The organism is Nonomuraea mangrovi, from assembly GCF_042681425.1.
GTDB lineage: Bacteria > Actinomycetota > Actinomycetes > Streptosporangiales > Streptosporangiaceae > Nonomuraea > Nonomuraea mangrovi.
The window spans coordinates 148182-162583 of sequence record NZ_JBHUFV010000003.1; the positions used below are offsets into that span (position 1 = coordinate 148182).

At 71.5% G+C, this 14402-nt stretch carries 15 protein-coding genes; 8 read left to right on the forward strand and 7 right to left on the reverse strand.

The window, feature by feature from the left end:
- Positions 1 to 98: 98 nt before the first annotated feature.
- Positions 99 to 863 carry an ankyrin repeat domain-containing protein gene (locus ACFSKW_RS00820; protein WP_379568021.1) on the forward strand — a complete coding sequence of 255 codons (765 nt, stop codon included), beginning with the start codon at positions 99 to 101 and terminating at the stop codon, positions 861 to 863.
- A gap of 6 nt (positions 864 to 869) precedes the next feature.
- Here the strand turns inward: ACFSKW_RS00820 and ACFSKW_RS00825 are convergent, their stop codons facing one another.
- Positions 870 to 1475, reverse strand: coding sequence for a TIGR03086 family metal-binding protein (locus tag ACFSKW_RS00825; protein WP_379568023.1), 606 nt, complete (start codon positions 1473 to 1475; stop codon positions 870 to 872).
- 115 nt (positions 1476 to 1590) lie between these two features.
- Between ACFSKW_RS00825 and ACFSKW_RS00830 the strand changes: the two genes are divergently transcribed.
- Entirely contained in the window at positions 1591 to 2409 is an 819-nt protein-coding gene (locus ACFSKW_RS00830) for a phosphotransferase family protein (protein ID WP_379568025.1), read from the forward strand.
- A 165-nt stretch (positions 2410 to 2574) separates the two neighbouring features.
- Entirely contained in the window at positions 2575 to 3534 is a 960-nt protein-coding gene (locus tag ACFSKW_RS00835) for a quinone oxidoreductase family protein (protein ID WP_379568027.1), read from the forward strand.
- A gap of 327 nt (positions 3535 to 3861) precedes the next feature.
- Here the strand turns inward: ACFSKW_RS00835 and ACFSKW_RS00840 are convergent, their stop codons facing one another.
- Positions 3862 to 5052 (reverse strand): FAD-dependent monooxygenase, encoded by a 1191-nt coding sequence (locus ACFSKW_RS00840; RefSeq protein ID WP_379568029.1) that lies wholly within the window; start codon positions 5050 to 5052, stop codon positions 3862 to 3864.
- 104 nt (positions 5053 to 5156) lie between these two features.
- On the opposite strand from ACFSKW_RS00840, the gene ACFSKW_RS00845 reads away from it, so the two are divergent.
- Positions 5157 to 5873, forward strand: a complete 717-nt coding sequence (locus tag ACFSKW_RS00845; RefSeq protein WP_379568031.1) for a TetR/AcrR family transcriptional regulator — start codon at positions 5157 to 5159, stop codon at positions 5871 to 5873.
- Positions 5874 to 5979: 106 nt separating this feature from the next.
- Here the strand turns inward: ACFSKW_RS00845 and ACFSKW_RS00850 are convergent, their stop codons facing one another.
- Positions 5980 to 7143, reverse strand: coding sequence for an MFS transporter (locus tag ACFSKW_RS00850; RefSeq protein ID WP_379568033.1), 1164 nt, complete (start codon positions 7141 to 7143; stop codon positions 5980 to 5982).
- A 73-nt stretch (positions 7144 to 7216) separates the two neighbouring features.
- On the opposite strand from ACFSKW_RS00850, the gene ACFSKW_RS00855 reads away from it, so the two are divergent.
- Positions 7217 to 8263, forward strand: a complete 1047-nt coding sequence (locus ACFSKW_RS00855; protein WP_379568035.1) for an ROK family transcriptional regulator — start codon at positions 7217 to 7219, stop codon at positions 8261 to 8263.
- Positions 8264 to 8300: 37 nt separating this feature from the next.
- Here the strand turns inward: ACFSKW_RS00855 and ACFSKW_RS00860 are convergent, their stop codons facing one another.
- Together ACFSKW_RS00860 and ACFSKW_RS00865 are read right to left on the reverse strand one after the other, a co-directional pair.
- Entirely contained in the window at positions 8301 to 8588 is a 288-nt protein-coding gene (locus tag ACFSKW_RS00860; protein WP_379568037.1) for a hypothetical protein, read from the reverse strand.
- Between the two features lie 402 nt (positions 8589 to 8990).
- Positions 8991 to 9839: a poly(ethylene terephthalate) hydrolase family protein gene (locus tag ACFSKW_RS00865; protein WP_379568039.1), complete on the reverse strand. Its 849-nt coding sequence runs from the start codon at positions 9837 to 9839 to the stop codon at positions 8991 to 8993.
- Positions 9840 to 10010: 171 nt separating this feature from the next.
- On the opposite strand from ACFSKW_RS00865, the gene ACFSKW_RS00870 reads away from it, so the two are divergent.
- Positions 10011 to 11144, forward strand: coding sequence for a PucR family transcriptional regulator (locus ACFSKW_RS00870; protein WP_379568041.1), 1134 nt, complete (start codon positions 10011 to 10013; stop codon positions 11142 to 11144).
- A 90-nt stretch (positions 11145 to 11234) separates the two neighbouring features.
- Here the strand turns inward: ACFSKW_RS00870 and ACFSKW_RS00875 are convergent, their stop codons facing one another.
- On the reverse strand, positions 11235 to 11627 hold the full coding sequence (locus ACFSKW_RS00875; RefSeq protein WP_379568042.1) for a nuclear transport factor 2 family protein: 393 nt from the start codon (positions 11625 to 11627) through the stop codon (positions 11235 to 11237).
- 144 nt (positions 11628 to 11771) lie between these two features.
- On the opposite strand from ACFSKW_RS00875, the gene ACFSKW_RS00880 reads away from it, so the two are divergent.
- Together ACFSKW_RS00880 and ACFSKW_RS00885 are read left to right on the forward strand one after the other, a co-directional pair.
- Positions 11772 to 12335, forward strand: a complete 564-nt coding sequence (locus ACFSKW_RS00880) for a PadR family transcriptional regulator (RefSeq protein ID WP_379568043.1) — start codon at positions 11772 to 11774, stop codon at positions 12333 to 12335.
- A gap of 56 nt (positions 12336 to 12391) precedes the next feature.
- Positions 12392 to 13168 (forward strand): SGNH/GDSL hydrolase family protein, encoded by a 777-nt coding sequence (locus tag ACFSKW_RS00885; protein WP_379568045.1) that lies wholly within the window; start codon positions 12392 to 12394, stop codon positions 13166 to 13168.
- Positions 13169 to 13228: 60 nt separating this feature from the next.
- Here ACFSKW_RS00885 and ACFSKW_RS00890 read toward each other — a convergent pair whose 3' ends face one another.
- Positions 13229 to 14392, reverse strand: coding sequence for a hypothetical protein (locus ACFSKW_RS00890; protein ID WP_379568047.1), 1164 nt, complete (start codon positions 14390 to 14392; stop codon positions 13229 to 13231).
- Positions 14393 to 14402 lie beyond the last annotated feature (10 nt).

Genomic DNA, 14402 nt, shown 5'->3' on the forward strand with positions numbered 1-14402 from the left:
GCGCTTCCCTCGCGAAGGGTGCGGGCAAAGGCGCTCGGCGGAGAGGCCTGGCGGAAAATCGGTGGAGGTCGACGGCGCCGCCGTACACACTGGGCCGGGTGACGGAGAGCGAACTGGTGACGGCGGCGACGTTCGAGGGCGACGACGAGGTCCGGCGGGTGCTGGACGGCGGCGCGTCCCCCGACCAGCCCGACGACGAGGGCGCCACGGCCCTCTACCGGGCAGCCGTGCGAGGGGAAGCCGGTATCGTGCGCATGCTGCTGGCCGCCGGGGCCGATCCCGACAGGGAGAGCGGCGCCGAGAGCGAAGGCCTGCCGCTGTGCGCCGCCGCGTGCTGGGGGCACCTCGACGCGGTGGTCGCGCTGCTCGACGGAGGGGCCGACCCCGACAGGCTCGAGGATCGCGACCGGCACGGGATGGCCGCTCTGCACTGGGCGTCCGCGAAGGACCATCTCGCCGTCGTGTCGGTGCTGCTCGACAGGGGCGCCGGCCCTGACATCCGCGACGGCGCCGGAGGCACCCCCCTCGTGCACGCCGCACGGTACGGCGCGGCGGCCGTGGTCAGGACGCTGCTCGACCACGGAGCCGATCCCACGATCGCCGATGGTCAGGGCCTGCGTCCCATCGAACTGGCCCGCGAGTACGCCGGCCAGGACATCGAGGCGGTCGTGCGCGACAGGGCGCGGCAGTACGCCTCCGAGGGGGCGCGGATCACCGTCCGCCGCGAGGATGCGGAAGGCGGCGGCGAACGGGTCGTGGCCGAGGTGCACGACAGCAGCGGCCAGTTGCGTTCGGAGACGCCCCTCGGCACCGGGCATGCCGAGATCGTCCACCTTCTGGAGGGCCGCCCCGCTCGCGCGTAGGGCGCGTCAACCGCGCCCGTCAGGGGTACGGCCGAGCATGGCGAGGATCCGCTCGAAGCGGGTGGCCTCCTCCGGCGCGGTCACGCCTGGACGGAACGCGGATCCGGGCGCCAGCCGCCGTTCGTCGTCAGGGACCGCCTGAGCGATCGGCCAGGCGGCCTCCACCAGATCGTCCGCCACCACGTAGTCGATGCCCAACGTCACGGCGACGTCCCATCCGTGCACCAGGTAGTCGATGAAGTGGAAGCCGATGGCCCGCGCGCCGGGGAACACCGCGTGGGAGCCGAACTCCGGGAGGGCGAACTCGCGCTCCAGCACCCCGTCCTGGGCGAAGGCGTCGATCACGTGCAACGCGGCCCGGCCGTACTCCTGCAGCACGTCCTCGTCCGGCGAAGGGACCCGCCAGGCCGCGAGGTCCGCGCCCTCTCCTCTGGCCGCGGCGGCGAACCCGCGATGCTGGGCGATCATGTGGGCCAGCAGATCCGCCAGCGTCCAGCCCGCGCACGGGGTCGGCCGCCCGAGGTCCTCGCCCGTCGCCTTTCCCACCACCGCGACGCCGGCCATCACGGCACGGCGGTCAAGCTCCCTGATGCCATCCTGATTGATAAGCATACAAATATCATCATCATCTGCTTATCATCTGTCAATGCGCATAGTATGTGGTCGTTCTGAGGGGGAGTTTCCGAAGCAGCCGACTGGAGATCTTCCCTTCGACAGAGGGACCGAAATGGTGAGCGACCGCTTCAGCACGCACGACCTTGAACTCGGCGACGACGTCGTGACCAAGCGATACACGTCGTGGGATCGAGGAGAACCCCACCGAGAGTGGGCGGCGCTGACGCTCCTCGCCGAACACGTGCCAGGCCTCGCGCCCACGCCTGTCCGAGCCGAGTTCGAGACATGTCCCCCCGCGATCGTGATGACCCGGCTGCCCGGCCGTGTCCTGCGTGGCGAGCACGTCACCGAAGAGCAGATCCGCGCGATGGCCGCGGCTCTGAACCGGTTGCACCACGAGATTCCCGCTCACGTGGTCGAGGCGGTCGAGCCCGCCGCTTGGCGACCCGCCCTGGCCGTGAGCAAGGTCCGCGCCTGGGCCGACAAGCGACCCGACCTTGGCGAGGACCCCCTCGTACGGCAGGCGGTCCACGCGGGTGCCGCCTGGCTCGCCTCCTGCGCGCCGGACGAACTCACCACGAACCCGCTGACGCCCGTCCTCGGCTTGGCTGACGGAAACCATGCCAACTACCTGTGGGATGAGCACCAGGTGCGGCTCATCGACTGGGAAGACTCCGGTCGCAGTGATCGCGCCTTCGAACTGGGCGAGGTAGCCGAGCACATCTCCCGCGTCGACGGTGTCCTGGACGCAGAGCGGCTGCTTGCCTGCGTCGACCTGACCCGGCAGGAAGCCGAGCGCGTGCGGGAGTTTCGTCGCCTGTTCGCGCTGGGGTGGTTCCTCATGCTCGGCCCCGATGGGCCGGCCACACCCCACAATCCGGCAGGCACCCTGGAACGCCAGGCCGAACGAGTTCTGCACCTGCTCAGCTGACTCCCCGCACCTCACGGGAGGAGATCGATGCGTATCCACGGGCCGGAGCGACCGCAACGGCTCCTTCGATCGGGTGCAGGAACCACCACGCGCGTGGGGCCACCGAGGTCAAGGGCGGCCCAGAAGCCGGGAATCCCTACCGGATCTGACGGGTTCATCAGCAGTATGCGTGCCATTGTCATCACCGCCCAGGGCGGACCAGAAGTCCTTGACCACCGCGAGCTGCAGGACCCCGTGCCAGGCCGGGGAGAGGTGCTCGTCGACGTCGCCGCGAGCGGCGTCAACTTCGTCGACATCTACCACAGGTCGGGGGTGTACCCGGTGCCGCTCCCGACGTCCATCGGGTCGGAGGGCGCGGGCACGGTGACCGCGCTCGGTCCGGGTGTCGAAGGGGTGGCCGTGGGCGACAGGGTCGCCTGGGTCAACGTGCTGGGGAGTTACGCGGAGCGGGCCCTGGTGCCGGCCGACCGGCTGGTCCCGATTCCCGAGGACGTGTCGTTCGAGGTCGCCGCGGCCTCGTTGCTCCAGGGGCTGACCGCCCACTACCTGACGCACACCACCCACGAGGTGAAGCAGGGCGACACCGTGCTGATCCACGCCGCGGCCGGCGGCATGGGCCTGCTGCTCACCCAGCTCGCCAAGCTGCGCGGCGCCCGTGTGATCGGCACGGTGTCCACCCCGGAGAAGGAGAAGGCGGCCCGCGAGGCCGGCGCGGACGAGGTGATCGGCTACGAGGGGTTCGCCGAGCAGGTGAAGCGGCTCGCACCGCCTGGTGTGGACGCCGTCTACGACGGGATCGGCAAGGCGACCTTCGAGGGCAGCCTCGCCTCGGCGCGCCCGCGTGGCGTGGTGGCCGTGTACGGCGTGGCGAGCGGGCCCGTGCCGTCGTTCGACTCGCAGGCGCTCACCTCGCGGGGATCGTTGTTCCTGGCCAGACCTTCGCTCGTGCACCACATCGCCGAACGCGACGAGTTGCTGAGCCGGGCGGCCGACGTGTTCGGGTGGATCGGCAGGGGCGAGCTGAAGGTGACCGTGTCCCGCCGCTACCCGCTGGCCGAGGCTCGGCAGGCACACGAGGACCTGGCTGCCAGGCGCACGACGGGCAAACTGCTCTTGATCCCCTGACCCTCTGATCCTCTACTCCACGGGAGGGCGGCGCCGGTCACGCCGGAGGCGACCCTCCCATGGCATCCCCGACGCGGCCACCTCGTGGTTCCGCGGTGCGGGATCGAAGCGGCCCGTCCGGGGCGCGGGCGTGGCCGGCGTCGCGCACGCCCTTGCCGAGGCCCGAGCGGGAGGCCCGTCCGGGCGCGGGCGTGCCGGCGACCTGTACGGCGAGGTCGAGCGGTGGTGCGGTCAGCTGTGTGCGGGGCAGGGCGGAGGGGGCAGGCGTTTGCGCGGTCGGTGAAACGCGTCCCCGGACGGCCTGCCCAGGTGGACGGGCGGCCACGGTCACCGCCTGGGGCGGCTCAGCTCGGCTCGGTAGTCGGGCAGGGCGACCGTGCTGACCTTCTGCCCTTCCTTGAGCATCCAGTTCATGACGGACCGCCTGTTCAGCAGGCCGTTGCGAAGGCGAAGGCCGGTCGCGGTGCCGGGGGCGAGGAACCTCCCCGTGCGGGCGCCGCCCTTCTGGCAGCTCTCGGCGTAGCCGCGCAACGTCTTCTCGTACCGTGTGAAGGCCGTCCGGTGGTCGCCCTCGGCCAGTGCGAGTTCGCCGGCCAGCACGTAGGCGGCCACCACTCCGGTCCCGCTGCCCATGCCGCCGATGGTCGCGCCGCAGGCCGCGTCGCCGACCAGGCCGATCCGCCCCTTGGACCACGCGCCCACGTCCACCCTGCTGATCGAGTCGAAGTAGAGCTCCGGGGCCTGCCGCAGGGACTCGAGGAGTCGCGGCACCTCCCAGCCGAGGCCCGCGAAGGCCTCGGCGATCAGCGCCTTCTGCTGTTCCTGGTCGTGGCGGTCGTAGGTGATGCGGGGTGCGGCGAAGACGAAGAAGGCGCCGGCCTTCGTCGCGTCCCTGTGGTCGCCGCCGACGCCGGCCAGGCGGCCAGGCGTGTTGTAGCCGACCAAGCCAGGCCCGAGGTCCAGGTAGTTGGGCAGGTGCCAGGTGGCGGCGTGGTAGCCGAGGTGGCGGACGAATCCCTCCTCGGGACCGAAGGCGAGCCTGCGCACGTTGGAGTGCAGGCCGTCCGCACCGATCACGAGGTCGAACTTCCGGGGCGGACCGTACCGGAAGCGGACCAGCACGCCCTCGGCGGTCTCGGTGAGGCTGGTGATCGAGTCGCCGAAGATGTACTCGGTGTGCGGGAGGCTGCGCTCGTAGAGCACCCTGGCCAGGTCGCCGCGCAGTACCTCGACGTCGCCGCCGGCGACCTCGTCAGGCAGGCGCAGCAGCTCGCGGCCGTGTTCGTCGACGAAGCGCATCGGGCTGCCGCCGGTCTGGAGCCGGCGCAGCTCCGCGAGGACGCCCATCCGCTCCAGAACCGTCAGGTGGGTCTCGCCGCGGAAGTCGACGGCCTGGCCGCCTTCGCGCAGGGCCGGCGCCAGTTCGACCACGGTGGGGTGGAACCCGTAGCACCCCAGCCAGTAGGCCAGCGCCGGTCCCGCGATGCTCGCGCCGGAAATGAGGACGTTCTTGCTCATGGGCACCACTCCAAAAACTGTGTCTGCCGGACACTGATTATTAAGTGTGTACGATAGACACAGTTTTTGGCGGGTCGCAAGAGGGCGGGGACAGGAGTGGAGAGATGAGCGACGAGCAGAGTCCGGCCGCACGGCTGCTGTGGGGCCCGCATCCGAAGCCGTCACGCGGACCCAAACCGGCGCTGAGCCTGGACCGCATCGCGCGGGCCGGCGCGGAGATCGCTGACGCGGAGGGCCTGGCCGCCGTGTCGATGCAGCGGGTCGCCGGGCTGCTCGATGTCACCAAGATGGCGCTCTACCGGTACGTGCCCGGCAAGGCCGAACTGGTGGCGTTGATGGTCGAGGCCGCGATCGGTGAGGCCCCGCCCCTGAGCGGGCCGGGCAGCGGCTGGCGGGAGCGACTCGCCGACTGGTCCCGCCGGCTCGTCACCGTCTTCCAACGACACCCCTGGCTACTGGACGCCATGGTGGGCCCCAGGGTCCCCGGGCCCAGGGAGCTCGCGTGGATGGAGCTGGCCGTCGGCGCGCTGGACGGCTCCGGCCTCACGGGCGCCGAGCGGCTCGACGCCGTGGTCCTGCTGGCCGGTCACGTGCGCGGGATCGCGCAGCAAGCACAGGCGGCGGGCCCCGCGGGCGGCCCCGAGGCGCAGTTCTCTGGCGCGCTTGGAGAGCTGATGCAGGCGCACGCCGAGCGCTACCCCGCCATCGCCGCCGCGCTGACCTCGGCGAGCCGGCATGGCGGACACGACCAGGCACTCGAGTTCGGCCTGCAACGCATCCTGGACGGCTTGGGCCTGCTCATCGCCCAGCGCTCGGACTGACGCGGGACGACCCGACGGCCAGACGACCCGGACGGCGGGGACGGGCCGCGCAGCGGGACAGCCTGGACAGCGAGGCGACCCGGACAGAGGGACGGGTCGTGAGAGGTCACACTCCGGTCGGGGTGAGCTCCGCCGCGGGGGTCGGACGCACGCGCGGCCGCATGACCGCCGACAGCAGGACCATCAGGACGGCCACCGCGGTGATCAACGCGAAGGCCGCGGGATAGGAGATGCCGCCCGCGACCCAGCCGGTGACCGCCGGAGCCGTCAGGCCCGACAGATACGTGATGGTCGCGACTCCGGCCACCCCCTCGCCGGGTGTCGGACCCGCGTGGCCCGCGGCGGCGAACACGAGCGGCACGATGGCCGCCACACCCAGCCCGATCAGCGCGAACCCGGCGACGCACAGCAGCGGCGTGCGGGCGACGACCACCATGACCCCGCCCACGGCGGCCAGCGCGCCGCCCACCCTGACGACCGCCACCGGCCCGAACCGGTGGACCAGCCGGTCACCGGCCAGCCGGGCGCCCGCCATGCACAACATGAAGATCGTGTAGCCGGCGGCGGCCATGCCGGGGCCCGCGGCCGCGACCTCGGTCAGGTAGACGGCGGTCCAGTTCGCGCTCGCACCCTCGACGAAGGTTCCGCAGAAGCCGACCACGCCGATGGCCAGGACCGCCTTCGGCGGGAGGGCGAAACGGCGGGGTGCGGGCTCGGCGCCGTCCGAGCGCTCACGGTACAGCCCGCGACCCGCGATGACGCCGACGACGAGCAGGAGCAGCGCCATCGTGCCGAGGTGCACTCTGGCGTCGGTCTCCGTATGGGCGGCCAGGACGCCGAGACCGCCGCCGGCGAGGCTGCCCAGGCACCACATGCCGTGCAGTCCGGAGATGATCGGGCGTCGCAGGTGCCGTTCCAGGACGACGCCGTGGGCGTTCATGACCACGTCGCACATGCCCGCGGCCGTGCCGTACAGGAGGAAGACGGCGAACAGCGCGGCGGGCGCGGGAGCGAGCGCGGGCAGCGCGAGCACGACGCACCACAGCGCGAGCAGGATCCTGGTCGTGGTGGCGCCGCCGAGGCGGTAGCTGAGGCGACTGGCCATGGGCATGGCGACGAACGCGCCGATCGATGGGCAGAGCAGGGCCAGTCCGAGCGTCGCGGCGCCGAGGCCGAGGTGATCCTGGATCCAGGGGATGCGGGTGGCCAGGCTGCCCGCGACGGCGCCGTGGACGGCGAACACGGCGGCGATGGCGCGATGGGGGCTCATGGCCGAGAAATTATCAGGAAGCCTTCCTGATGAAAAGATGTAATAGGCAGGCTCCCTGATTATTATGTCCAGGGTGAAGACTGCGACCCCGGCCATGGCCCGCGCGATCAACGACCGGCTCGCCCTGGACCTGCTGCTGGAACGCGGCCCGCTGACCGCCCCCCAACTGCGTGCGCTGACCGGCCTGTCGAGACCGACCGTCTCCGACCTGATCGAGCGGCTCATGGACGGCGGGCTGATCGAGGCGACCGGCGAGTGCGGCGGGGACCGCCGGGGGCCGAAGGCCCGCCTGTACGGGATCGTGGCGGGTCGCGCCCACGTGGCAGGCGTGGACCTGCGGCGTGTGTCGGTCAACGTGGAGGTCGCCGACATCACGGGAACCACGCTCGGCACCGCCGTCCGCGACATCCCGGGAACGGCGGGAGAGTCCCGCCCCGAGCCTGTGGACCTGGCCGCGCTCGTGGAGAGCGCGGTCGCCGCGGCCGCCGGAGGCCGCGCGCTGGACACAGTGGTGATCGGTGCGCCGGGCCTGGTCGATCCACGTCGCGGCGACCTGGTGTCCGACAACGGCGTGCCCGGGTGGGGGCCGGGCTTCCTGAAGTCGGTACGGCACCGGCTGGGCGTTCCTGTGATCCTCGAGAACGAGGTGAACCTGGCCGCCATCGCCGAGCACCGCACGGGCGCGGCCAGGGAGAGCGACGACTTCGTGCTGCTGTGGCTCGACGACGGCGTCGGGGCGGCCGTCGTGCTGGACGGCCGGCTGCGGCGAGGCGTGTCGGGCGGCGCGGGCGAGATCGGGCTCCTGGACGTGAACGGGGCGACGTTCTGCGACGTCGTGGACGCTTCGGTGCCACGAGGACTCGATCACGAGGAGTGGGCGAAGCTGATCACCGTGGGCGCGTTCGCGATGGTCACGGTCCTCGACCCGGGGCTGGTGGTGCTCGGCGGCACGATCGGGCGGGCCGGAGGCGACGAACTGGCAGGGCTGGTGGGCGAGCGCCTTCGCGAGCTGTCACCGGCTCCGACGAGGGTGCTGGGGAGCACGGTGGCGGGTAACGCGATCCTTCAGGGAGCCGTGCTGACAGCTCTCGACACGGCGCGCGACAGGATCTTCGGCTAGGAGGCGGGTGGTTTCCTCGGCCTGCGACCTCGGCGGGTCACTCGGGGAGCACGACATAGGCGATGAGCGAGGCGGCGATGAAGATCGCCAGCAGCCACTGAGCGATCACCGCCACCTGCATGCGCTCACGGTCCCACCGGCCGACGAGGCCTGCCGGCGGCGAGCCGGGTTTCGTCGCCCAGCCCAGGACGGCCGACGCGACGGCCAGGACGAGCACCGAGACGTAGGCGGCGAACGCCACCGGCGGCAGGCCCCGCAACTCCCCGGACAAGGCGATCCAGATCCAGGGCACCAGCAGGAGCGCGGCTCCTGTGCGCGCGATCATCGTGCCGCCGTACGCGGCCCTTTCCTGTACGGTGCCGCTGCTCCGATCCGTCCGGGTGCGATCCGAGCTGTCACGATCCATCGGATACCCCCGCGGCCACGGCGGTGACTGCCATCATGCATTCCCCCCTGTCCAGGATGGACCTACAGGCGAATGCGCTCGCGACATCACGGTTAACCCACGGCGAAAGTCACGTAGATCTCGCGAAAGAGCCCGATCAACCGCATTCGGCGTCGTGCAGCGCACGCCGCCTCCCTTGGAACGCGCGATCGGGGCCTGCCTTCGCGAAGGCACCAGAGGAAACCGGTGTCTCGGCCCCATCCGCCTCGCGGACATGGGGCCGAGGCACCCGGAGGTCGGCGCTCGAAGATCAGGGCCTCGGGGCTCTCCCGATCCGCGCCGTCACGGCGCGAGGCCCGGCACCTGGAGCGCCAGAGGGTTGCGGCGAACGTCCGACCACGTTCCGGTGTCGGCGCAGATACGGCAGCCAGAGCCGAAGAACTCGCCGCGCGCCTCCTCATCGTCCATGAGCTGGAACCGGAACCACGCGGTCGTCGGGCCGTCGAACGGGCCGGGATCCCCCACGACGGTGAAGTGGTCGGCGTTCCTGACCTCGCCGTAGATCGCCGGGATGTGGTCGGCGTCGTCGTAGAAGCCCTTCACCAGGATCGGCCAGACGATGCTGTCGTTCTGGCCTGCCAGAGCGAGCATGGGGCCGTGCACGTGGTCCACGTCGGCCAGCGGCCCGGGCTGGATCGGGACGATGGTGTCCACCCGGGGATCGTCGCCGACGACGATGGCCGCCGCGCCGCCCTGCGAGTGGCCGGACGCGCCGACGCGGTCCAGGTCCACGTGGTCGTGGAAGACGCTGTTCGGGTCGGCGTCGCGGTGCGCGAGCAGGTCGATGCCCGCTCGCATCGAGACGCCGAGGTTGGACACAGGGGTGTTCGCGGCGGCCACGATGAACCCGTGGCTCGCCCAGTGGAGCAGGAGCGGGCGGTAGACCACGGGAAAGGCGAACGTGCCGTTGCCCCAGACGATGACCGGGTGGCGGCGTGGGCTCTGCGCGATGTCGCGCGGGTAGTACAGCGTGGTGACGGGGCCCACGTCGACGGCGGTGGCGTAGGGGCCGGGGGCGTCCCAGTTCCCTCCGACCGAGGGGAAGCCGGTGTCGGCGTGCGCCGTGGACGGCGCGGCGGCCAGGACGATGGCTGAGGCGAGCAGCGGGACGAGCAGTCTTCTCCAGAGCACGGGGCGTTCTCCTGACGGCGGTCATCGAGAGGCGGGGGTGCCGATGCGAGCCGGGTGTTTCGTCCGGCGCACTTGTCGTTGACCGGCATCTTGAAGGAGTGGAAGGCCGCCGTCTCTCCGCACTCGCGGCAATCATTGACGGACGGGTTTGTGCGATGTGACGATCCCTGGATGCTCGAGCTGCACGCCCGCATGGCTCCGCATGTCCGGGACCTCACCGCGGCGGTGGTCGCCCGATGCAGGTCCGAGGTGCCCTACTACCAGGACGTGCCGGACGACATCCTGGGCGAGGAGGTCAGCAGGTCGGTCGCGGCGGTGCTCGGCCTCCTGCTGCGGGCGCTGCGGGACGACGACGTCCTGGATCCCGGTGAGCTGACCGAGCTCATCGCCTGGTCGGCGCGGCGAGCTGAGGAGCGGGTCCCGCTGGAGGCCGTCATCACCGCCTACTTCGTGGGCGCGCAGGAGTGGTGGCGGGCCCTGGCGGTGACGGCCGAGCCCGCCGAACTGGTCGAGGCGGGCGCGAACCTGCTCGGCTGCCTGCGCGCGGCCCTGCCCGCGGTCGCCATCGCGCATCTGCAGGCGCACGAGGACATCCGCCGCGACGACAGAAAGGTACGGCGGGCGCTGGTCAGGGCGCTGCTGTCGGGCCAACCGCACGAAACGCTCGCGGAGGCGGCCAGGGTCACGATCGCGCCCGCGTACGAGGTCGTGGAGGTGCGGTTCCCTCAGGCTCCGCCGGCCGCTCGCCGTACGGTGAGGCTCTTGCAGTCGGCTCTGGACGCCTGTACGGGGACGCCGGTGCTCACCGCGCTGGACCACACGGGAGGCGTCGCGCTGTTGTCCGGAACGCCCGACCTTCCGGGTCTGGTGACCAGGATCGCGGAGGCCATCGGCCGGCCTGTCCTCGCGACCGCCGCCAGGGCCGCTGAGCCGGCGCTCCTTCCGGACGCCGCCGACGAGGCAGGCAGGGTCATGGAGATCGTCCAGCGTCTCGGCCGTCCGACCGGCGTCTACCGCTTCGACGACGTGCTCGTCGAATACCAGCTGGCCCGGCCCGGCAGCGGGCTCGTCAGACTCGCCGCGAAGCTCGACCCGCTGAACGCTCACCCGTACCTGATCGACACCCTTCGTGCCTTCGTCAACCGAGGGCACAACCGCCGCCAGACCGCCCAGGACCTGCACATCCACCGCAACACGCTTGACTACCGGCTCCACAGGGTGACCGCCCTGACCGGCCTGGACCTCATGGTGCCGGCCGAGGCACGCATGCTGGCGGCGGCTCTCACCGCCAGGGACCTCGCCTGAGCATGACACGGTCGCCCGCCGCCGGGCCGCTCCGGGCGGCGGCGGTCAGTGCGGTGTCGCGCCACTCGATGACGCCCGCCCCTGAGGCGTTCAGGCGCCCAGCGCCTCCTGCCTGATCTGCTCGAACTGCGCGCCCATCGCCTCGGCCAGCGCGTTCGCCCCCGACAACGGCCGCACCATCACCGTGAGGTCGTCGATGAGCCCGTCGTCGTCCACGTGCAGGAAGTCGCAGCCATGGACCTGCCGCCCGTTCACCTTCGCCTCGAACACGAACGCGTGGTCACGGCCGTCCGCGCCGGCGATCTCCCTGACGTAACGGAAGTCCTCGAACACGCGCGCCGCCCCGCGCACGATCGCCGCCGTGAGGGCCTTGCCCTGATACGGCTGGTAGGCGACCGGGCTGGTGAACACGACGTTCTCGGCGAGAAGCGCCTCGACCGCCGCCATGTCGTGGGCCTCGACGGCCTGACGGAACGGATGCATGTCCACTCCTATTCAACTTGTTGACTATACGCGGGAGACAGTAGCTGCGACGTGCGACCACCGTCCAGAGAACGACACGTGCGACTAGTCACATTTTTGACTAGGGAACAAGACGGCTAATCAACTTGGCGATACTGTTGTCGCATGTCGTTGCGCTACGCGGTGATGGCCGCGCTTCTGGAGGGCGAAGCGTCCGGATACGACCTGGCCAAGGGTTTCGACGCGTCGGTGGCCAACTTCTGGATGGCCACACCCCAGCAGCTGTACAAGGAGCTCGACAAGATGCGAGCCGAAGGCCTGGTCCAGGCACGGGTCATCCAGCAGGAGCGTCGCCCCAACAAGCGATTGTTCTCGCTGACCGAGGCCGGACGCCGCGTGCTGCGCGACTTCACCGCCGTGCCGCCGCGCCCTGGCGCGATCCGCGACGAGCTGATGATCAAGGTCCAGGCCGTGGACGCCGGCGACGCCGAGGCCGTACGCGCAGCCGTCGAGGAACGCATGGTCTGGGCCCAAGCCAAGATCGCCCGATACGAACGGCTCCGTGCCCGGTTGCTGAACGGCCGCAGCGAGGAGGAGTACCTGTCGCGGTCCGAACGCGTCGGCCCGTACCTGACGCTGATGCGCGGCCTGGCCTTCGAACGCGAGAACCACCACTGGGGCGAGTGGGCCTTGGCCGTACTGGAGCAGCGCTCCGCCGCCACCACGTGAAGCCCCGAGCGGCTTCGTCAGCACATGATCGCTTGTTCGACGATGAAGGTGGGCCGATGAGGCATCTGCGATACGTCGCGGTCGGCGACAGCCAGACCGAGGGGCTGAACGACGGCGACGAGAAGACCGGCTACCGAGGCTGGGCGGACCGGCTGGCAGAACAGCTGGCGGCCGAGGAGCCGCGGTTCCGCTACGCCAACCTCGCGGTCCGCGGGCGGCTCGCCGCGCAGATCCGCGCCGAACAGACGGACGCGGCCCTCGCGATGGAGCCGGACCTGGTGACGGTCATGGCGGGCATGAACGATCTGATCAGGCCGGGATTCGACGCCCCCGCCGTCACCGCCGAGCTGGAGGCGATGCTGGACGCTTTCGCCGCCTCCGGCGCACGCGTGGTCACCTTCACCTTCCCCGACGTCGCCCGGGTCGTCCCGATCGCCCGGCACCTGCGGCCCCGCGTACTGGACTTCAACGAACGTGTCAGGGCGGCGGCGCACCGCCACGGCGCCCTTCTGGTGGACACCTTCACCCACCCGGTGACCACCGACCCCCGGCTGTGGAGCGCCGATCGCCTGCACGTCAGCCCCCTGGGACACGCGCGCATCGCCGCGGCCGTCGCCGAGGTTCTCGAACTGCCCGGCAGCGACGGGTCCTGGACCCATCCGCTCCCGCCGCTGCCACCCGTACCGGCATGGCAGCGCGCCCGCACCGAGGCGACCTGGGCGGCCGCCTTCCTGGGACCATGGCTCGTCCGCCGGCTCCAGGGCCGCTCGTCAGGCGACGGCCGCACCGCCAAACGCCCGCACCTGCAACCGGTACAGGTCACCGGCCCCTGAACGCCACGCGCCGGCCGCGCCCGGGTCCCGGCGTACCGACCGGCCCGCGGGAGGCTCGCCCTACTCCCCCGCGAAGTCGGCGGCCCAGATCAACCGGCCGGTGTCCGGGGCGCGGGCCAGCGTCCCCCGGCACTCGGAGAAGCTCCGGGGCGGCTTCTCGACGCTCCACCTTCGGCCGTCGTACCGGAGCAGGACCGTGGACACCTCGTAGACGCGCGGCTGGACCTTGGTGTACTGCTTGGCGAGGATCCACGCGCTCCCCCGCCCGTCACCCTCGACCTGGCAGGCACGCCCGGTCGGCGGCGGCAGGACGTGCCAGCGCCGGCCGTCCCAGCGCATGACCCGGGCGACGGAGGAGACCGTCACCCACACCTCGGCCGGGGACACCGCTCTGAGGCGGACGTCGCCGTTCTTCGCCGGAGCGGTGGGGCTCGGCACGAGGCGCCAGCGGCGGCCGTCCCAGTGGGCGACGGCGAGCTTGCCGCCGACGTGGCCCACCGCCCACACGTCCTCCGGTGACACGGCGTCGATCTCCTCGATGTCCATGCCGCCAGGCGAGTCGATCTGCGACCAGCCCGAAGCCGTCCTGCGGGCCAGGAAGGGGAACGTCGCAGCGTCAGGGTCGCTGTCGCGGTAGGCGGTCCCCGCCACCCACGCCTCGCGCGGGCTGGTGACGGCCACGCTCTCCAGCTGGAGGACGTACGCCTTCGGGACGGCCGGGTCGGTGACGCGCGGCCGCCCCATGTCGCTCCAGGCGCGGCCATCCCACCGCTGGACGCCGCGATGGTTCTCGATCACCCAGACGTTGTCGCTCGACGACGCGGCCACCAGATCGGGGAAGCGCATGCCCGGCGGAGGGGCCACCGGGCGCCAGCGCCTCCCGTCCCAGCGCATGAGGACGGCCGTGGTCTCTTCGTGCCATCGGCGGCTGTCGGCCGGTGTCCGGCTGCCCACCGCCCAGACGTCGCTCGGCGTGATCACCTCCAGGTCCGTCAGGGGCGCCCGCAGGCGGCTCTCGACGTCCCGCTCGGGCAGACCCGCCGCCTGCGCGATCAGCGCGCGCCACGGGACGTCGAGCTCCGCCATGAAGGATTCGCTCCTGGTCGGCGACGGTCGAGGGGCGGGGCGGCCAGGCTCCTGCCGCGGGGTGGCGAACAGGACGAAGGCGCCCCAGGCCATCGCGGTCACGGTCACGGTCACGAGAGCGACGGCGCGTCCGATCACCCCTCGATCG